The organism is Cedecea neteri, from assembly GCF_000758325.1.
In the GTDB taxonomy this organism is placed as follows: Bacteria; Pseudomonadota; Gammaproteobacteria; order Enterobacterales; family Enterobacteriaceae; genus Cedecea; species Cedecea neteri_B.
This window is the reverse complement of sequence record NZ_CP009459.1, coordinates 2,389,438-2,409,065: the sequence shown is the minus strand read 5'-3', so window position 1 is coordinate 2,409,065 and position 19,628 is coordinate 2,389,438. Positions and strand designations below refer to the sequence as shown.

Here is a 19,628-nt window from a genome sequence, read left to right as displayed (position 1 = left end):
GGCAACCCCACCCCGCAGATTGACGTTTTTTCCAAGGAATATTTGATGAGCAACCGCGCAAACATACCCGATCTCACCTCAGACTTACCTCGCTGGCTGGCTTACATCGACAGCCTTCATTCGCAGGTCATTGATATGGGCCTGGACAGAATCAAGGACGTGGCAGCCAAACTGAATGTCTTAAAGCCCGCGCCTTTTGTCTTTTTGGTTGGCGGGACCAACGGGAAAGGCACCACCTGCCATACCCTCGAGAAAGTGCTCATGCTGTCAGGGCACAAAGTGGGCATCTTCAGCTCACCCCACATGATCCACTATAAAGAGACCGTGCGCATTCAGGGCCAGGAACTGTCGGATGCCGCCCATATTTCTGCCTTTGTTGAAATTGAAAAAGCACGCGAGGCCACTACGCTCACGCCTTTCGAGTTCAATACGCTAGGCGCGTTTTGCCTGATGAAATGGGCTCAGGTTGATGTCGCAATCATTGAGGTTGGCATGGGCGGCCGGGATGATGCGACCAACATTCTCACGCCGGATGTCTCTGTGATTACCAACGTGGCACTGGATCATGAAGACTGGCTGGGGAAAGGCACCGAAGCCATCGGCGAAATCAAAGCGGGCATCTTCCGCCCCGGTCGTCCGGCGGTGATTGGGCAAGTTCAGGCTCCGGCGTCATTGCTCCGTTATGCGGCACAGATTGGCGCGATTAGCCATCAACGCGGGACCAACTGGCAAGTAATAGATCGTGGAGATACATGGTCGTTTAGCGATAGCTTCGGCGAAATAGCGCCGCTGAGTCAGCCTAAAATGCCTCGGGATAACGTGGCTACCGCCGTCGCGGCCCTGCGCGTCAGCGGGCTTAAATTTGATCTTACCGCGTTGGACGAAGTCATAGATAAAGCCAATTTGCCGGGCCGTTTTCAAGTCATTAACCATCAACCGGCGGTGATTTTAGATGTGGCGCATAATCCTCACGCTGCGGCATATTTAGCGGAAAGATTGCGCAACTTCCCCACAAAGGGAAAGTACCTTTTTGTGTTCGGCATGCTTATTAATAAAGATATCAAAGGCACTGTTGAACAGTTAAAAGAGCTTGCCGGGGAGTGGTATTGCTGTGGCATTCAGGCGGGCCCCAGAAGCTCTACAGCTGAAGATATTGCTCAGTATTTACCGCAGGCAAAATGCTTCCCGGATATTTTATCCGGCTGGGAAGCGGCCAGAGATGACGCCAGTGCCGACGATGCGATCGTCGTTTGCGGCTCATTCTATTCTGTTGCGCCAGTATTAAACGAGCTCAATCTGGGCACCGAAAACAATCAGGGAATACGCTAGCTTTCAGCGGAACATTAATTACATCTAAAAAAACAGCCACCCCGAAAGGTGGCTTTTTTCAAGTATCTGCTTGTTTATTTCAGCTCAAATTCACCCTGCTGCACGCGGGCGGAATCGAGGCCGATAAACACGTTGAACTTGCCCGGCTCGGCATCGTACTTCATCTTCGCGTTCCAGAACTTCAGGGCGCTGATGTCGATTGGGAAGCTGACCGTCTGGCTTTCGCCCGCTTTCAGCGCCACTTTCTTAAAGCCTTTCAGCTCTTTCACCGGGCGGCTCATGGAAGCAGTCACGTCCTGCAGGTACATCTGCACCACGGTTTCCCCTGCCCGATCGCCGGTGTTGGTGACAGTAACCGACGCTTCAACTTTGCCGTCGCGCTTCATGCCAGGGGCAGAGAGCTTCACGTCACCGACTTTAAAGGTGGTGTAGCTCAGGCCGTAGCCAAACGGATACAGCGGCCCGTTGGCTTCATCAAAGTAGCGGGAGGTGTATTTGTTCGGTTTTTCCGGATCGTACGGGCGGCCGGTATTCAGGTGGCTGTAGTACGTCGGAATTTGCCCTACGGAACGCGGGAAGGACATCGGCAGTTTGCCGGACGGGTTGTAGTCGCCGAACAGAATGTCAGCGACGGCGTTACCGCCTTCCGTGCCGCCATACCAGGCTTCAAGCAGCGCGTCCGCCTGCTGGTCTTCTTTCACCAGCGCCAGAGGACGGCCGTTCATCAACACTAACACCAGCGGTTTACCGGTAGCCTTCAGCGCAGCAATCAGGTCACGCTGGCTCTGCGGCAGCGTCAGGTTGGTGCGGCTGGACGCTTCATGCGCCATGCCCTGGGCTTCACCGACCACCGCCACGACCACGTCGGCATTTTTCGCCGTATTCACCGCTTCGTCGATCATCGCCTTCGGCGTGCGCGGGTCAACGGTGACCGCCGGTTCGTACTGGTTCAGGAACTCGACGATATCTTTTTCATCGGTCACGTTCGCGCCCTTCGCGAACACCACTTTGCCCTGCTGGCCAACGGCATTTCTGATGCCCTCCAGCGGGGTGACGGACTGCGCGGCCACGCCTGCGGCTGACCAGCTGCCCATGGCGTCACGCTTGCTGTCCGCCAGGGGACCAATCACCGCAATGGTAGAGGTCTTTTTCAGCGGCAGCGTTTGCAGACGGTTTTTCAGCAGCACCATGCTTTCTCGCGCCACTTCACGCGCTTCTTTGCGGTGCAGGCGGCTTTCGGCGTTGGTATCTACCGGATCAGAGTCTTTCGGCCCGAGGTGGCTGTACGGATCGTTGAACAACCCCATGTCGTATTTCACGTTCAGCACGTGGCGGGTGGCGTCATCCAGCTCTTTCATCGGCACCGCGCCGCTTTTCACCAGCTCCGGCAGGTATTTGCTGTAGTACTCATCACTCATGCTCATGTTGATGCCGGAGTTGAGCGCAATGCGCACCGCGTCTTTCGGGTCGCTGGCTACGCCGTGTTTGATGAGCTCTTTAATCGCGCCGTGATCGGAGATGGTGATGCCTTTGAATTTCCATTCGTCGCGCAGCAAATCTTTTAATAGCCAGCTGTCGGCGGAGGCCGGCGTGCCGTTCAGGGAGTTCAGCGCCACCATTACGCCACCGCTGCCCGCATCCAGCGCGGCTTTGTACGGCGGCATGTAGTCGTTGAACAGGCGCTGCGGGCTCATGTCGACGGTGTTGTACTCTTTCCCGCCTTCCACCGCGCCATAGGCGGCGAAGTGTTTCACGCTGGTCATCACCGAGTAGCGATCGGCCGGACTTTTGCCCTGCATCGCTTCAACCATGGTGCGGCCCATAATCGAAGTCAGGTAGGTGTCTTCCCCAAAGCCTTCGGAGACGCGGCCCCAGCGCGGATCGCGCGAGACGTCCACCATTGGCGCCCAGGTCATGTTCAGACCGTCGTCGGCGGCTTCATAGGCGGAAATCCGCCCCACGGTTTTGACCGCATCCAAATTGAACGAAGACGCCAGGCCGAGGCTTATCGGGAAAACGGTACGTTGGCCGTGCACCACATCGTAGGCGAAGAAGAGAGGAATTTTCAGGCGGCTGAGCTGCATCACCTGGTCCTGCATGGTGCGGATATCCTGACGGGTGACCGTGTTGAAAATGGCCCCCACCTGCCCGGCTTTGATCATTTCGCGGATGGCTTCTTTCGGGTTGTCCGGGCCGACGCTTATCAAACGCAGCTGACCGATTTTTTCATCGGTGGTCATTTTTTTCAGCAGGTCGGTGACGTAGGCATCACGCGCTTCCGGCGTTAAAGGGTGCGGGCCAAACATTTCGTCGGCCAGCGCAGGCTGCAGCGCCAGGCTTACGGCAATCCCTACAGAACAGAGCCATTTCATCGGATTCACTCTCACAAGCGTTTGTTAAGGCGTGCAGTTTGCCACATCGCCATCACGGTAAGAAGAGCGTAGCCAAGTCTGGCTGCTGATTTCGTGGAGATTTCCTCGTTACGCTCACGTTTTTCGGCGCTATGCTTAACGACAGGCTTTTTGATGCCATCACAAGGAGTGGATCCATGTCTGTTTTGATGACTTCCGATAATAAAACGCTGATAAACGAACTCTCTCGCCACGTTGGCTCGCACCATGTTTTAACCGATCCGGCCAAAACGGCCCGCTACCGCAAAGGCTTCCGTTCAGGCCAGGGGGAAGCGCTGGCAGTGGTCTTCCCTGGCTCTCTGCTGGAGCTGTGGCGCGTATTAAGCACCTGCGTCGCGGCGGATAAAATTATTATTATGCAGGCCGCCAACACCGGCCTGACCGAAGGCTCGACGCCCAGCGGCAGCGACTACGACCGCGATATTGTGATTATCAGCACGCTGCGCCTCGACAAGCTGCATCTGCTGGATAAGGGCGAGCAGGTGCTGGCGTATCCAGGCACCACGCTGTACTCGCTGGAAAAAGCGCTGAAGCCGCTCGGGCGCGAGCCGCATTCGGTGATTGGCTCATCCTGTATTGGCGCTTCGGTTATCGGCGGGATTTGCAACAACTCCGGCGGGTCACTGGTGCAGCGCGGCCCGGCCTACACCGAGATGTCGCTTTTCGCGCGCATTGATGAAAGCGGCAAGCTGCAGTTGGTAAACCATCTGGGGATTAACCTCGGCACCACGCCAGAACAAATTCTTGCCGCGCTCGACGATGAGCGCGTGAAAGACAGCGACGTGCAGCACGATGGCCGCCACGCTCACGACCACGACTATGTCACCCGCGTACGCGACGTTGAGGCCGACACGCCCGCGCGTTATAACGCTGACCCGGACCGCCTGTTTGAATCTTCCGGCTGCGCGGGCAAGCTGGCGGTCTTCGCCGTCCGCCTCGACACCTTCCCGGCGGAAAAACGCCAGCAGGTGTTTTACATCGGCACCAACCAGCCCCGCGTGCTGAGCGAAATTCGCCGCCACATTCTGGCCAACTTCGAAAATCTGCCGGTTGCCGGGGAGTATATGCACCGCGATATTTACGACATCGCGGAGAAGTACGGCAAAGACACGTTCCTGATGATCGACAAGCTCGGCACCGACAAAATGCCGTTCTTCTTCACCATGAAGGGGCGCACCGACGCGATGCTCGACAAAGTGTCGCTGTTTAAACCGCACTTTACCGACCGCTTTATGCAGAAACTCGGCAGCGTCTTCCCGGCGCACCTGCCGGAACGCATGAAAACCTGGCGCGATAAATATCCTCACCACCTGCTGTTGAAAATGGCCGGGGACGGGATCGATGAAGCCAAAGCGTGGCTGAGCGAATATTTTAAAACCGCCGAGGGTGACTTCTTCGTTTGTACGGCGGAAGAAGGCAGCAAAGCCTTCCTGCACCGCTTTGCCGCCGCCGGGGCTGCCATTCGCTATCACGCCGTGCATGCGGATGAGGTGGAAGATATTCTGGCGCTGGATATCGCGCTGCGCCGCAACGATGAAGACTGGTTCGAAGAACTGCCGCCGGAGATCGGCGAGAAGCTGATCCACCGCCTCTATTACGGCCACTTTATGTGCCATGTCTTCCACCAGGATTACATCGTTAAAAAAGGCGTGGACGTGCACGAACTGAAAGAGCAGATGCTGGCGCTGTTGCACGAGCGCGGGGCGCAGTACCCCGCCGAGCATAACGTCGGCCATCTCTACAAAGCGCCGGAAACGCTGAAGCAGTTCTACAAGGCCAACGATCCCACCAACAGCATGAACCCGGGGATTGGAAAAACAACCCGGCGTAAAGGCTGGGCCGAAGACGACAGCGCGCAGGAGCACGGCTGACGGAGATAAGTTTCTCCTATGACGGGCGAACTATGTTTCATTCTTTTTTGAGCATAGATTAATGAAACGGGTGAAGAACAACTTCACCCTTTTTCTGCCCAAGGAGCGAAAGATGTCCGCAGTAGAAACTCTGCCTTTCCCTGCCGTACTCATCAGGGAAGCCACCCCCGACGATATCCCCGTCATGACAACGATTTATGCCTGGCACGTGCTGAACGGCAAAGGATCGTTTGAAGAAATCCCGCCTGATGGAAAACAGATGACCGAGCGGCTGGCGGCGGTTCGCGCTCATGGCCTGCCGTGGCTGGTCGCGGTGATTGATAATCAAGTGGTGGGCTACTGCTACGCCACGGTGTACCGCCCTCGCCCCGGCTACCGCTACACGGTTGAGGATTCGGTGTATATCGATGCCAGCATGACCGGACGCGGCATTGGCAAAGCCCTGTTGAGCGAGCTCATTGCGCTATGTGAAAAAGGGCCGTGGCGGCAGATGATTGCGGTGATTGGCGACGGGGAAAATAATACCGGATCGTGCAAATTACACCGCCAGCACGGGTTTGAAACCGTCGGATGTTTGCGAAGCGTTGGCTTTAAGCTGGGAGACTGGCGAGACACGGTGATGATGCAGCGCCCCCTCAACGGTGGAGACGGGACGCTGCCGGACTGATTACTCTTCTTCTGAACCTGCGGCGGTGTTGTTCGCCATTTGCGCCGCTTTAGAGCGCTTATAGCTTAGCGCGGCCGCCGGAACCGGGGTCACTTTGCCGGTTTCCAGGAAGGAACGCAGGCGGTTGGCGTCGGCGAAGTGGGTGTATTTCCCGAACGCGTCCAGCACCACCAGCGCCACAGGGCGGCCGTTGATGACAGTGCGCATCACCAGGCAGTGGCCCGCGTTATTGGTAAAACCGGTCTTCGTCAGCTGAATATTCCAGTTTTCGCGGTACACCAAATGGTTGGTGTTGCGGAACGGCAGCGTATAAGCCGGATTGCGGAAGGTGGCCATGTCTTCATGCGTGGTGCTGAGCTGGCCCAGCAGCGGGTATTTCTGCGTTGCCACCAGCAGTTTGGTCAGGTCGCTCGCGGTTGAGACGTTTTCAATCGACAGGCCGGTCGGCTCCACATAGCGGGTGTGGGTCATGCCGAGGGACTTCGCCTTCGCATTCATCGCGCGGATAAATGCGTCGTAGCCACCAGGATAATGATGTGCCAGGCTTGCCGCCGCGCGGTTTTCTGACGACATCAGCGCCAGCAGCATCATGTTTTTGCGGCTGATTTCGCTGTTCAGGCGAACACGAGAGTAAACGCCTTTCATTTCAGGCGTGTGGCTGATGTCCACTTTCAGCATTTCATCCATCGGTAGATGGGCGTCCAGCACCACCATCGCGGTCATCAGCTTAGTGATAGAGGCAATAGGACGAACCAGATCCGGATGGCTGGAATAGAGAATCTTGTTGGTTTGCAGATCGACAATCATGGCGCTGCCGGAGGCAATTTCCTGACCGGCGCTGGCCGCGTGAGTGGCGACCTTACTGGCCTCTGCCTGCGGGGCAAAAGGCACAGTCATCATCAGCGCAAGGCTGAACAACGATAAACGGATTTTTGTCGGCATGGTGACACTTCTGTAATGATTCCGGAAAAGTAGAGGCTCACCGCTAAGCGTCATCGGGATGACATAAACGTGCGGGGCGCCGGAATCATACTCCGCCGCCCCGCTTGACTGCCAGTTAAGAATCGTAACGTTATATCAAAACTTTCTGTAAATTCGCTCCGTCAGAACAAACGGTAGCCATAACCCCACAGAATCACCGCGACGGCCAGCAGCACTTCCAGCACCAGCACCCCAATGGCCAGGGTGGAGCTGGAAAAACTCATCCCCTCTTCTTTGTCGATGCCGAGGAAGTCCGGCACGCCGACGTAGAGCAGATAGCCGGTGTAGACCAGCGCCAGGGCGCCTACCGCCATGCACAGCCAGACCAGCGGATAAAGCGCCACAATCCCGCTTAAGAACAGCGGCGTGGCCACGTAGCCGGCAAAGACCATACAGCGGGCAAGCGACGGACGCTGCGGATAGTTACGCGCCATCCACCAGATAACCCGGCCCATCACCGCGACGCCGCCGAGCATCAGGGCGTAGAAAAGAATGCCCAGATACAGGCCGGTAAACATAGAGAGCTGAACGTAGGTGCCGTCCCCGAAGTTCCAGCCGATTTGCGTGGTGCCGATAAACGCGCAGATGACGGGAATGGCCGCCATCAACAGCACATGGTGCGTGTAGTGATGCGAGACGGACTCGTTCTCACGCTTAATTTCCTGCATTTCCCGATTAGGATGGGAAAATAATCCCCAGACATGGCTCATACAACCTCCGGACCTGCGGCGCAAATGCTTGCGATACTCCAAGTATAATTCACCTTCAGGTTATTATTTAACCAGGTGAAAAATATCTCCGATTCAGTACAAGCCTGGCGGCGATGAGTTGTATGCTTTAGGGAAGCGTTTTACATGGAGGAGAGTCCAGCTTAATGGATATCAATGGCTTAATAGAACAGTATGGCTACGCCGCGCTGATTATCGGCAGTATGGCTGAAGGGGAAACCATTACCCTGTTAGGCGGTGTGGCCGCGCATCAGGGGCTTTTAACCTTCCCGCTGGTGGTCCTGTCTGTCGCGCTCGGCGGCATGATTGGCGACCAGGTCTTGTTCCTGGTCGGCAGGCATTTCGGCAGCGCCCTGCTGGCTCGCTTTAAAAAACATCAAAAGAAAGTGGCCAAAGCGCAGGCGCTGATCAACCGCCATCCGTATTTGTTTGTGATTGGCAGCCGCTTTATGTACGGGTTTCGCATCGTCGGGCCAATCATCATCGGCGCCAGCAAACTGCCGCCAAAGCTGTTTATTCCGCTGAATATCTGCGGGGCCATTTTGTGGGCCACGCTGTTTACGACGCTTGGCTATCTCGGGGGCGAAGTCGTCGGCCCGTGGCTGCACAGCCTGGATACTCACCTGCGCCACTGGATTTGGCTTATTGTTGCCGTGGTGCTGGTCGTGGGCATTCGTCTGTGGTTCAAACATCGGCAAAAAGAGGATTAATCCTCTACGGAGGGCAGCAATGCCAGCCATGCCCGCAGCAGCAGCAGCGCCTCTTCGCTATCGCCATCGCGCTGGGCTTTGACTATCGCCCCGTCAATCACCAGCGCCAGCATTTCTGCCTGCTGCCTGCCACCTGCATTATCGGGCAAGTAACCTGCCAGACATTCTACCATCGCCTGTTTGTGGGCACGGGCAATCGGCAGCGTTTCCGGCAGCGCCTCGGCCATTTCCACCGCCGAATTAATAAACGCGCAACCGCGAAACGCCTCGTCGTCAAACCAGTTTTGCAAAGTTGCCATTAACGCTTCCGCCAGCCCTTTCCCTTCGCCCGTTTGCGCTTCCAGCGTGCGGCTAAACCACGCCATCCAGCGCTGGTGGCGGTGATCCAGAAAAGCACGGATCAGGTCGTCTTTTGCCGGAAAATGCCGGTAGAAAGTGACCTTGGTGACGCTGGCTTCTTTAATGATTCGGTCTATGCCAGTGGCACGAATACCGTCGCGGTAAAACAAATCGTGCGCGGTGTGCAAAATGCGCTCGCGGGCACCGAGGGTCGCAGTAGGCATAAATTCTCCTGTTAAAAATCTATCATGACGCATGTAGACAAATCTGTCTACACAGGCTAGCTTAGAGAGGTAGACAGACCTGTCTACACATTCACAGGAGCAGACCATGACAGTAAAACCCCCGGTTCCCCCGTTTACGCTCGAGACGGCTAAACAAAAAGTTCGTCTGGCGGAAGACGCCTGGAACAGCCGCGATCCTGAACGCGTCTCGCAGGTTTACGCCCTGAATACTCACTGGCGCAACCGCGCTGAATTTGTTGATGGCCGTGAAGCCGTCGTTGGCTTTTTAACCCGCAAGTGGCAGCGTGAGCTGGACTACCGGCTGATCAAAGAGATCTGGGCGCACGACGGCAACCGCATTGCGGTACGCTTCGCCTACGAATGGCACGATGATTCCGGCAACTGGTTCCGCAGCTTTGGCAATGAGAACTGGGAGTTTGACGAGCAGGGCCTGATGATTAACCGCCACGCCTGTATCAACGACACGCCGATCAAAGAGAGCGAGCGCGCCTTCTTCTGGCCGCTGGGCCGCCGCCCGGACGATCATCCCGAGCTGAGTCATTTCGGTTTTTAACGGTTTTGCCGCCGGAGCCGGTTTTCTTTCCGGCGGCGTCGCGTTTAAAATTCCTGCTGGCCAATGATGGCCTCAGTAATACAGAGGATTTATGACGCAAAATATCTACGACGACCCGGCTTTTTTTGCCGGTTACGCCACCCTGGACCGCTCCATAAAAGGTCTGGACGGTGCGCCTGAATGGGCAAAAGTTCAGGCGATGCTGCCGCCGCTGGCGGGCAAGCAGGTGCTGGATTTAGGCTGCGGCTACGGCTGGTTTTGCCGCTACGCGAGAGATGCCGGAGCGGCAAAAACGGTCGGGCTGGATGTCTCGACTCTCATGCTCGCCAAAGCCCGCGAAATGACCGAAGGTCCCGGGATCGAATATCGCCAGGAAGATCTTTCCGCCCTACAACTGCAGGCAAACAGTATCGATCTGGCCTACAGTTCGCTGGCGCTTCACTACCTGGAAGACATTCGCCCGCTGTTTGCCGCGCTTGAACAGGCGCTGGTGCCGGGCGGCAAGCTGGTCTTTACTGCCGAGCACCCGATCTATACCGCCGCCGCGGTGCAGGCCTGGCTGCAGGATCAGACCGGGCAACGCAGCTGGCCGGTGAATCATTATCAGCAGGAAGGCGAGCGCCTCAGCAACTGGTTTGCCGAAGGCGTGAAGAAACAGCACCGCAAGCTGGCCACCTGGATTAATGCCCTGATTGAAAGCGGCTTTGTGATTGAAAAGCTCGACGAATGGGGCCCGGAGGCCGAACAAATTGCCCTCAACCCCGGGCTGGCAGAAGAGGCCGAACGGCCAATGATCTTCTTGCTCGCAGCCGGTAAACCCCAGCGCTAAAGCTCAGTAGTACCCTTTTTCTCAATTATTCCGTCTACGGGGAGGCAACTCCCCCGTCTTCGTATCCTTGCCTATACTCAACAAGAGCCAACTAAAAGGTAAGGAGCGCTAATGAAAATTATTTTATGGGCCATTCTGATTATCTTCCTCATCGGGCTGCTGGTGGTGACCGGCGTATTCAAAATGATCTTTTAAAAACGCCTGGCGCCACGTTGTTGTGGCGCCTTTTGCTACTTTCCGGCCTGGCTACTGTAGTTTACCGGCACCCAACGCCAGGCTTTGCCTTCTTGCTTCACATGACCAATCCCCGGGAAAGCAATGTGCGCCGCCGCGACCCAGTCGCCTTCCTGAGCCGCCAGTTTTAACACCTTCTCACGCGTGGCAACCGCCTGCTGTTGGTTAACATCGAAATGAATCGCCACTTCCGGATCGGGCATCTGCACCGCTTTAGCATGAATAATATCGCCCCACATCAGCATGTTTTGACCGCTGCGGCTAACACGATAAATCACGCTGCCCGGCGTGTGCCCTGCGGCAGGAATGGCTTCGATGCCGGGAAGGATTTCAGTGGGCGCATGAAAAGTGGTTAGCTTACCGGCATCAATCACCGGGCGCAGCGAACGTTCAGATTCAGCAAAGGTATGCCGCTGGTCCGGCTCAACGTCGCTGAGGTGAGCCGGGTTGAGCCAGAAATCGACATCCTTCTGCTCTACGCGAACCGTCGCGTTGGGGAAAGCGGGCTTGCCATGGTATTCCACTCCGCCGGAATGATCGGCATGAATATGGGTCAGCAGCACCAGAGAAATATCCTCAGGGGCAATACCTGCCGCCCGTAAATTCTCCAGCAGGTGCCCACCGGCAGAGCCAAATAATGCCCCGGCTCCCGTATCAACCAGAATCAATTCACGCCCCGTATTGATAACAAAGGCATTGATCGACGTTTCTGCGGCGGGCGTCATCGCATCCTCCGCCATACGCTGGCGCAGTTTCTGCGGCGTGATATGCGTCAGCAATTTATCCAGCGGGACCACTACGGTGCCGTCCGACACCGCCGTAATTTGCCAGTCCCCCAGCATCATGCGGTAATAGCCAGGCGATTGCTGCTGAGTGATAGCCTGCGGCGTGGCGAGGACAGAAGTGGACATTGTGCCGCCTAAAAGCGTTAGCAGCATGAGCAAATTTTTCATTTTATTCTCCAGGCAGGTGTTCAACTTGCCGCCAGTATCCCGTCGGGCGTATCATCACGCCAATTGATTGGAGAAATAATGACTATCAAAGAAAATGATTTCCGCAAAATCGATCTCAATCTGCTGATCGCTTTTGCCGTGCTGTTCCGCGAGCAAAGCGTCTCGCTGGCGGCCGACAAGCTGCACCTCGGGCAGCCTGCGGTCAGCGGGGCGCTGGCAAGGCTGCGGGATATGTTCGACGACCCGCTGTTTATTCGCAGCGGCCACCGCATGCAGCCCACCGCGCGCGCAAGCGAACTGCACACCGAGCTGGTGCCTCTGCTGGAACAGCTGCAAAGCGCTCTGTTCCAGCAGGCAGAGTTTTGCCCGGCCAGCGCCAAAGCGACCGTGACCATCGGCATGACCGATTGGGTGGAAATGTGGCTAATGCCAAAACTTATTCCCGCGCTGAAGCAGGACGCGCCGGGGATGCGTATTAACGTTGTCGCCAGCGATCCGTTTACCGACGCCCAAAGGCTGGAAGGCGGCGAGCTGGATATGGCGATCAGCGTGGCGAACCAAAGCGCCCGCTGGCTGGAGCGTGAAGTGTTGACCAGCATGAATTTTGTGACGCTCTGGCACCCGCAGCACATCGAGGCCAGTGCGCCGCTGCCGCTGGAAGAGTATGTTGCCCACCGGCACGTGCTGGTCAGCTATCGTGAGGCCAACAGCAGCCAGATAGACACCCTGCTGGCGAAGCTCGGGCAGACGCGCCATATCAGCTACACCACACCGCATTTTGCTGCGCTGCCGGGATTGCTGATGCAAATGCCCGCGCTGGCTACCGTGCCGGCAGGACTGTCAGCCAGCTGGCAGAAAACCTGGGGTTTGACTGCCAGCCCGGTTCCGGTAGACGTTCCGCCGTTTGAGGTTGCTTTATTGTGGCATCAGCGCCATAACAGCGACGCCGCGCTGATGTGGCTGCGCGGGTTTATTCAGCGGCTGGTGAATGTGGCGTAAGAGAGCAGAAAGGAAAGAGGGAAAACGTATTTTCCCTCTTTTAGACTGATGGCAAACTGGCTTTATTTCCAGGGCTTAGCGCTTCAGGCTGCCACCGTTGGTGGTAATCACCTCTTTATACCAGTGGAAGCTTTTCTTTCTTGAACGTGCAAGCGTGCCGTTCCCCTGGTCATCGCGATCAACGTAGATAAACCCGTAGCGCTTCGACAGTTCGGCTTTCGACGCACTAACCAGATCGATTGGCCCCCAGCTGGTGTAGCCCATCACGTCTACGCCGTCCTCGATCGCCTCGCTCACCTGTACCAGATGGTCGCTCAGGTAGCTGATGCGGTAATCGTCGTTGATCGTGCCGTCATCTTCGGGCTTATCTTTCGCCCCCAGGCCGTTTTCGACAATAAACAGCGGTTTCTGGTAGCGATCCCACAGCATATTGAGCAGGATGCGCATGCCAGTCGGGTCAATCTGCCAGCCCCATTCGGACGCTGGCAAATGCGGGTTTGGCACCATGCTGAGAATATTACTGCGGGATTTCGCGTTAAGCTCTGCATCTGCCGTCACGCAGCCGGTCATGTAATAGCTGAATGAGATAAAATCGACGGTATTTTTCAGAATTTCACGATCGTTCTCGCTGATTTCAAGCTGAATGCCATTGTCACGGAAATAACGCTGCATATAACCCGGATAGCTGCCCCGACATTGCGCGTCGCCAAAGAACAACCAGCTGCGGTTTTCCTGCAGCGTTTCCAGCACGTCTTCCGGTTTACAGGTGAGCGGGTACATCAGGCCGCCCAGCAGCATATTGCCGATTTTCGCATCCGGGATGATTTCGTGGCAGGCTTTCACCGCCAGGCTGCTGGCAACCAGCTGATGATGGATAGCCTGATAAATTTCGCCTTTGTTCGGCTCCCCTTCCAGCCCGACGCCGGTCAGCGGCGCATGAAGCGACATGTTAATTTCATTGAACGTCAGCCATAGCTTCACTTTATGCTGATAGCGGGTGAAAACGCAGCGGGCGTAACGCTCAAAGCAGTCAATAACTTTGCGATTGCCCCAGCCGCCGTATTGCTTGACCAGCCCCCACGGCATTTCGTAGTGAGAGAGGGTCACCATCGGCTGAATACCGTGCTGTGCCAGCTCATCAAACAGTTTGTCGTAATACGCCAGCCCGGCTTCGTTTGGCTCAGACTCGTCGCCTTGCGGGAAAATGCGCGTCCAGGCGATGGACATGCGCAGGCAGCTAAACCCCATTTCAGCAAACAGCGCAATGTCCTGCGGGTAGCGGTGGTAAAAATCGATGGCGATATCTTTAATGCCGCTGTCTCCCGGCACGCGCTCCTTCAGTGGGCCAAACACCCCCTGCTGCATGACGTCCGAGGTAGAAATGCCCTTGCCGCCCTCCTGCCACGCGCCTTCAACCTGGTTTGCGGCAATAGCCCCGCCCCACAGAAATGTCTTCGGAAATGCTGTCATGTCACTCTCCTTTGCTTAGCGTTCTACCGTCAGGAACGGCATACCTGTATCAATGCTGGACTGCTGCGTCACGCGGGTCACTTCCCGGAAATCCTCGCTATTGCTGACAATTATCGGCGTAGCGAGGTCGTACCCGGCGGCGAGGATGGTTTCGCGGTCGAACTCAATGAGCAGGTCGCCGGGTTTAATTTTGTCTCCCGGCTGGACGTGGGCAGTGAAGTGCTGCCCATCCAGCTTCACCGTGTCGATACCAATATGAATTAAGACTTCAATACCGCTGTCGCTTAACAGACCAATGGCATGCCGGGTCTGAAATAGCGAGGCGACTTCGCCGTAAAACGGCGCGCGGACTTCGTTTGTCAGTGGAATAATGGCCGCGCCCTTCCCTAACAGACCCTCTGCAAACGTAGCATCAGGGACCTGGCTCATCGCCAGTACCGTGCCGCTCATCGGCGCCAGAATATCTTCGTCTCCGGCAATGGCCGTGGGTGATGATGAAGCTGGCGCGCTGCGCGGCAGACCAAAGGCCCAGGTCAGCGCGCAGGCCAGCAGCAGTGATAACAGGGTACCGATGATGGCTCCCCACACGGTGCTGTCCATGCCGCCCGGCGGAAGCATCTGCGCCAGACTGAAAATACTTGCCAGCCCGAAGGAGTAAAGATGGCTTTGACTAAAGCCGACAATGGCACCACCAATTCCCCCGGCGATGCAGCCAAAAATGAAGGGGCGGCGGTTAGGCAGCGTCACGCCATACACCGCCGGCTCAGTGATACCGAAGATCCCCGCGGTCACCGCTGAGCCGGACAGAACTTTGAGCTTTGCATCCCGCGTAGAGAGAAAGACCCCAAGCGCGGCACCGACCTGCCCCATTACCGCCGGTAGCAGGAGCGGCATCAGCGTGTCCTGCCCCAGCACGCTGAGGTTGTTGATCATGATGGGGACCAGGCCCCAATGCAGGCCAAATATCACGCAGACCTGCCAGATAGCGCCCATCACGGTTCCCGCCAGCCACGGCGCAAAGGCATAAATGGCCTGATAGCCGTGCGCCAGCATTTGGCTCAGCCAGGTTGCTGCCGGCCCAATAATCAGGAAAGTCAGCGGCACTACGGCGCCCAGGCAAACCAGAGGCGTGAAAAAGTTCTTCATTGCTGCCGGGAAAACCTTGTTGCAACGTTTTTCCAGCCAGCAGCTCACCCAGGCAGCAAAGATGATCGGGATCACCGAGGAGCTGTAGTTGATAAAGGTCACTGGAATGCCAAGAAAACGTTCAGACTGAGAGGCAGATTCGAAAGCCTGCATAATCAGCGGATGCGTAAGTGCGCCCCCGATGGCCATGGTCAAAAACGGACTGCCGCCAAACTTTTTCCCGGCCGTATAACCCAGCACCAGCGGGAAGAAGTAAAACAGCGAATCGCTGGCGGCGAACCAGATTTTATAGGTGGCCGACTCGGTATTTAGCCAGCCGCAAACGACGCTAAGTGCCAGCATCCCTTTCAGGATACCCGAGGCGGCCATCACGCCGAGGAAAGGGGTGAAAATTGCCGAAACGATATCGATAAGCCGGTTCAGTGGATTGCTTTTTTCGCCACGAACTTCTTTTGTGATGGCCTCTTCGCTGAAGCCTGCCGCAGCGCAGATCGCCGTATAAACATCGTGCACGTGGTTGCCAATCACGACCTGGAATTGCCCTCCGCTTTCCACTACCGTGATAACGCCCGGATTACTCTTCAACACCTGAGGCTCTGCGAGCGAGGGATCATTCAGTTTGAAACGCAGCCTGGTGGCGCAGTGCACCAGACTGACGACGTTTTCCTTGCCACCGACATGTTTCAGGATAGCCTGCGCCAGCCCTTGATAGTCCATACCCCTGTTCCTTTTACGTCCCGCCCGCGGGCGATGTCTGCTGAGTAAAGTTAAAAAAAAACCTGAGCCAGCCGCCCCACAGGGAAGCTAACGCTCAGGTTTTGCCTGCCGAAGCAGTCACAATCCGTTTTGTTATTTAAGCTTTGCGACTCTCTTTACGTACTCGCTCAATATGGATAGCGAGGAACATAATTTCTTCGTTGGTCAGCTCGCGCTGGTAGCTTTTGGCCAGATGCTGCTGAAGTTTCTCCGCACAGCGCCACGCCAGCGGGTAGTTGTCTTTTACCGCCGCATGCAGAGCTTCATCATCATCCGCCACGGTGGTACGATTGAGCATTCTTTGAGCAAAAAACTTCAAGTGCGTGACAAAGCGCTGGTAGCTCAGACTTTCGGTCTGGTATTCAATTTGCAGCTGGTACTTCACGATATGCAGGATTTCCTGCATCACGCGGGTGATATCCATCACCTCTGGCATTTCCCCTTCGAGCTGGGCTGTCACCAGATGCAGAGCGATGAACCCCGCTTCATCTTCAGCAAGCAGTACGCCGAGGCGCCGGTGAATGATGCCAATCGCCTCCAGCCCCAGAGCGAACTCTTTGGGATATAACCGCTTGATTTCCCAAAGCAGTACATTGCGGATCGCCATACCTTTTTTCTGCCGCTCAATCGCGAAATGGCAGTGGTCCGTCAGTGAAATATAGAGGCTTTCCTGCAGCTTACCGAGGCGTTCACGCGCCAGTTGAATAATACGATCGCAGGCGGTCATCACTTCCAGCGGGATCTGGTTCAGCAGCTCGCTTAATCTCGCCACCAGCTCATCGCTTTGCAGGGCAAATACTTTTTCTATTTGGCTGCGATCGAGGTTATCTCCTGGCTTTTTTTGAAAGCCCAGTCCCTTCCCCATCACCACCTGTTCGCGCTGGTGTTCGTCGAGAATAACCACTACGTTATTGTTCAGTATCTTGGCGATTTCCATGGTTACCCCAGAAACAAAAAAACCTGATCTCTGGCAGAGCCAGATGATCAGGTTTTGCCTGCTAAGCGCAGTAACAATCCAACATCTGCACTCTATCACGGAGGATATATCGCTCAAGCGCGCAGGACGAAAACCGTGATAGCGATCGCGACACTGCCTGACTAGTTGGCCACGGTTTCTGCTGCAAACAGTTTACGATACTGCTCGTCAAACTGCGGCGCATTCCACTCTCCGTCAAAAACGGTCCATGTAATATACCCACGGTTTAGCCAGCCGGTATCGGTGTCTGTGTCCACCGGCGTCAGCACTTTATCACTCATGATTTGCTGCGCTTTGCCATCTGGCAGCAGTTTATAGTAGTGCTGCGGCACCGGGTTTCGTTCGTTCTCAACGAATTTCACGCCCTTAACGGCCTGCTTTTCTAACGGCGGATAGTTGATGCTCAACCCTGAGCCAGCAGGTAACACAGGCTTGCCTGGCTGCCAGGTTTTCGCCAGCGTATCCACCAGACCTACCACGTAGTCTACTGAGTCCGGCCAGTATTTATGAGTGCTTGGCCACCCGGCCTTCATCTCTTGCTCGTTGAGAATATAGCCAATACTGGCGGCAATCGACGGATAACCATAGCGAACCGCGCGGGCGGCGGCACCGATGGTGCCAGAGTTGAGCTGCGCAACGCCGGTGTTGGGGCCGTCATTCACGCCTGATATCACCAGATCCGGTGGCGTCTCTTTCATTACGCCCAGCACGCCGAAGTCAAGGGCGTCTGCGGGGGTGCCAGGGAAGCAGTAGCGCTTATCGGCCACCTTTTTAACGTCGAATATTTTATTTGGTTTAAAGGTAATGGCCGAACCAATACCGCTTTGATTGGTGGCCGGTGCCACCATCCAGACGTCATATCCTTTTGCCGCCAGCTTCTCCTGCAGAGAGGTTGTCCCAACCGACTCGCAGCCATCATCATTGACGACCAGAATACGCATCGGGCGCTCAGCGGCAAAAGCGGAACCTGCAATTAAGGTGAGCACCAGCCCGGCGATGATGTTCTTTTTCATATTCACTCCTTATTTATGACAGAATCAAAATAAATTAAACCGATATTCAACGCGTACGCTTCCCCCCACGCCTTTCGCACGGCGGAAACTATGATTTTTTTCATCCAGAGAAGGCATTCTGCCAGACGTTAATTTCCAGCTATAGCTCGGCCCAGCCCCGGCGAATACATTCAGGCCTTTAACCTGTGGGCTGTGCCAGAGAAAATAGCCCCCGTATTCCCACTCTTTTAAATCCACGCCTTTGTATTGCATGCCAAAACCGTAATTGCCGTAGATGCCAACCAGTAATTCAGGCAAGATCTGATACTGGCTGTATAAATACAGCATTTGTTCGCCGTCGTTGATATAGTCATTGCCCTCGCCATCGGCTTTGCTATTAAAGGCACCTCGGGTGTTTTTACCAAAGTGCCAATAAAAATGACCTAAACCGTTATCCAGAGGTGCCCGGGTATGAGACCAGCCGAGGCCGGATTCAGCCCGCCCATATTGATAACCGACAAGGGCAAAAAGATGTTGTGCGCTGCGGCTAAACCCTCGAGCACCCTCCCAATCGCTGAGGCCACGGGCGTAGTAGTACGTGCTTCTTGCCAGGAGATTAAAATCTTTGCCAAGCGGCACCACGGTATTCGCTTCAAGCCCGTGGCGAAGAAGATAGCTATCGCTCTCGGCGGCAATGTAGCTGATTTTACTGCCCTTTGCTGGAGACCAGCTCAGTTCGCTGGTCGCGATATAGTCAATTTGCTTGTTCGTTTTTAGGGTGCGAAAGCGGCGTTTCTCTGGTTCATCGCGCTCAGAAAAGCGGTTAACGACGGCGGCCTTTGCATCAAACTCATCCCAGACAAACTCGGCGCTAACGCCTTCCCAGGTACTGGGGGCGGCGCGGCTGCGGGTGACGTTTAACGCGCCGAATTTATAGAGCTGACGCCAGCCAGCCCAAAGAGAGAGATGCCGCTCAGCGTCGCCCCATCGTGCTTTGGCATACAGTTGTCCAAGCTTATTGAAGCCCTGTGCTTTGCCGTTTTTGTCCCGCAACAAGTCCCTGCCGTAGAAGGCATCGTTGGCGTAAAGCTTCGCTACGCCATACCACGAAGCATCAATGCCCACGCTGTCCCACAGCCAGCCGCTTTGCCAGTCGAGATGCACCGCCTGGGCCCAGGCGTTCTGATCGCCAATCCCCTGGTCCGCCATTGCATCGGTGGTATTCAACATCCAGACATTTTTTAAGGTGGCATCAAGATGGCTGCCCGTCAGCAGGCCACCGTCATAGCGAGCATAGCTGGCCAACGCATCGGGCATACCTCCCAAAGCAAACAGCAGCATCATGCCACCGGTTATTTTTGTGCGTGAGTACATGATAAACGTCCCTTGTTTTAATAAAAAAGAAGCAAAAAAAAACCTAAATTCATTTCCCGACATGC

Annotated in this window: 18 protein-coding genes; 8 read left to right on the top strand and 10 right to left on the bottom strand. The window is 55.7% G+C overall.

The window, feature by feature from the left end; genetic code table 11:
* The first annotated feature begins 45 nt into the window (after positions 1-45).
* Positions 46-1,329: a bifunctional tetrahydrofolate synthase/dihydrofolate synthase gene (gene folC / locus LH86_RS11375; RefSeq protein ID WP_039301310.1), complete on the top strand. Its 1,284-nt coding sequence runs from the start codon at positions 46-48 to the stop codon at positions 1,327-1,329.
* A 74-nt stretch (positions 1,330-1,403) separates the two neighbouring features.
* Here folC and bglX read toward each other — a convergent pair whose 3' ends face one another.
* Positions 1,404-3,701, bottom strand: a complete 2,298-nt coding sequence (gene bglX / locus LH86_RS11370) for a beta-glucosidase BglX (protein ID WP_039301308.1) — start codon at positions 3,699-3,701, stop codon at positions 1,404-1,406.
* A gap of 176 nt (positions 3,702-3,877) precedes the next feature.
* Here bglX and dld point away from each other — a divergent pair, with 176 nt between their 5' ends.
* Entirely contained in the window at positions 3,878-5,611 is a 1,734-nt protein-coding gene (dld, locus tag LH86_RS11365; RefSeq protein WP_039301306.1) for a D-lactate dehydrogenase, read from the top strand.
* Positions 5,612-5,723: 112 nt separating this feature from the next.
* Complete coding sequence (locus tag LH86_RS11360) at positions 5,724-6,278, top strand: GNAT family N-acetyltransferase (RefSeq protein ID WP_039301302.1); 555 nt, start codon at positions 5,724-5,726, stop codon at positions 6,276-6,278.
* Here LH86_RS11360 and pbpG read toward each other — a convergent pair whose 3' ends face one another.
* Positions 6,279-7,220, bottom strand: coding sequence for a D-alanyl-D-alanine endopeptidase (gene pbpG, locus LH86_RS11355; protein ID WP_039301299.1), 942 nt, complete (start codon positions 7,218-7,220; stop codon positions 6,279-6,281). It lies immediately after the preceding gene.
* Positions 7,221-7,381: 161 nt separating this feature from the next.
* A complete protein-coding gene (locus tag LH86_RS11350; RefSeq protein ID WP_039301298.1) occupies positions 7,382-7,969 on the bottom strand; it encodes a Yip1 family protein in 588 nt (195 codons plus the stop codon).
* A 164-nt stretch (positions 7,970-8,133) separates the two neighbouring features.
* Here LH86_RS11350 and LH86_RS11345 point away from each other — a divergent pair, with 164 nt between their 5' ends.
* Complete coding sequence (locus LH86_RS11345; protein ID WP_039301295.1) at positions 8,134-8,697, top strand: DedA family protein; 564 nt, start codon at positions 8,134-8,136, stop codon at positions 8,695-8,697.
* Here LH86_RS11345 and LH86_RS11340 read toward each other — a convergent pair.
* Positions 8,694-9,260, bottom strand: a complete 567-nt coding sequence (locus tag LH86_RS11340; RefSeq protein ID WP_039301292.1) for a TetR/AcrR family transcriptional regulator — start codon at positions 9,258-9,260, stop codon at positions 8,694-8,696. The two genes, LH86_RS11345 and LH86_RS11340, sit on opposite strands and share 4 nt — an antisense overlap.
* 106 nt (positions 9,261-9,366) lie before the next feature.
* Between LH86_RS11340 and LH86_RS11335 the strand changes: the two genes are divergently transcribed.
* From LH86_RS11335 to yohP, 3 genes are all read left to right on the top strand, one after another.
* Complete coding sequence (locus LH86_RS11335) at positions 9,367-9,834, top strand: DUF1348 family protein (RefSeq protein ID WP_038474398.1); 468 nt, start codon at positions 9,367-9,369, stop codon at positions 9,832-9,834.
* 91 nt (positions 9,835-9,925) lie between these two features.
* A complete protein-coding gene (locus LH86_RS11330; protein ID WP_039301290.1) occupies positions 9,926-10,663 on the top strand; it encodes a class I SAM-dependent methyltransferase in 738 nt (245 codons plus the stop codon).
* Between the two features lie 111 nt (positions 10,664-10,774).
* The gene (yohP, locus tag LH86_RS22905; RefSeq protein ID WP_008456306.1) at positions 10,775-10,858 is read left to right on the top strand and encodes a small membrane protein YohP; all 84 of its coding nucleotides are present in this window, start codon (positions 10,775-10,777) and stop codon (positions 10,856-10,858) included.
* Positions 10,859-10,893: 35 nt separating this feature from the next.
* Here yohP and LH86_RS11325 read toward each other — a convergent pair whose 3' ends face one another.
* Entirely contained in the window at positions 10,894-11,850 is a 957-nt protein-coding gene (locus tag LH86_RS11325; RefSeq protein ID WP_039301287.1) for an MBL fold metallo-hydrolase, read from the bottom strand.
* 78 nt (positions 11,851-11,928) lie between these two features.
* Between LH86_RS11325 and LH86_RS11320 the strand changes: the two genes are divergently transcribed.
* A complete protein-coding gene (locus LH86_RS11320) occupies positions 11,929-12,849 on the top strand; it encodes a LysR family transcriptional regulator (protein ID WP_039301284.1) in 921 nt (306 codons plus the stop codon).
* A 75-nt stretch (positions 12,850-12,924) separates the two neighbouring features.
* Here LH86_RS11320 and LH86_RS11315 read toward each other — a convergent pair whose 3' ends face one another.
* The 5 genes from LH86_RS11315 to LH86_RS11295 form a co-directional block, all read right to left on the bottom strand.
* The gene (locus tag LH86_RS11315) at positions 12,925-14,319 is read right to left on the bottom strand and encodes a glycoside hydrolase family 1 protein (RefSeq protein WP_039301281.1); all 1,395 of its coding nucleotides are present in this window, start codon (positions 14,317-14,319) and stop codon (positions 12,925-12,927) included.
* Between the two features lie 15 nt (positions 14,320-14,334).
* Positions 14,335-16,182 (bottom strand): PTS beta-glucoside transporter subunit IIABC, encoded by a 1,848-nt coding sequence (bglF, locus tag LH86_RS11310; protein WP_039301278.1) that lies wholly within the window; start codon positions 16,180-16,182, stop codon positions 14,335-14,337.
* A 136-nt stretch (positions 16,183-16,318) separates the two neighbouring features.
* Positions 16,319-17,158: a BglG family transcription antiterminator LicT gene (gene licT / locus LH86_RS11305; RefSeq protein WP_039301275.1), complete on the bottom strand. Its 840-nt coding sequence runs from the start codon at positions 17,156-17,158 to the stop codon at positions 16,319-16,321.
* A 161-nt stretch (positions 17,159-17,319) separates the two neighbouring features.
* Positions 17,320-18,210: a 5'/3'-nucleotidase SurE gene (gene surE / locus LH86_RS11300; protein WP_039301272.1), complete on the bottom strand. Its 891-nt coding sequence runs from the start codon at positions 18,208-18,210 to the stop codon at positions 17,320-17,322.
* Between the two features lie 24 nt (positions 18,211-18,234).
* The gene (locus LH86_RS11295; RefSeq protein ID WP_039301270.1) at positions 18,235-19,563 is read right to left on the bottom strand and encodes an OprD family outer membrane porin; all 1,329 of its coding nucleotides are present in this window, start codon (positions 19,561-19,563) and stop codon (positions 18,235-18,237) included.
* Positions 19,564-19,628 lie beyond the last annotated feature (65 nt).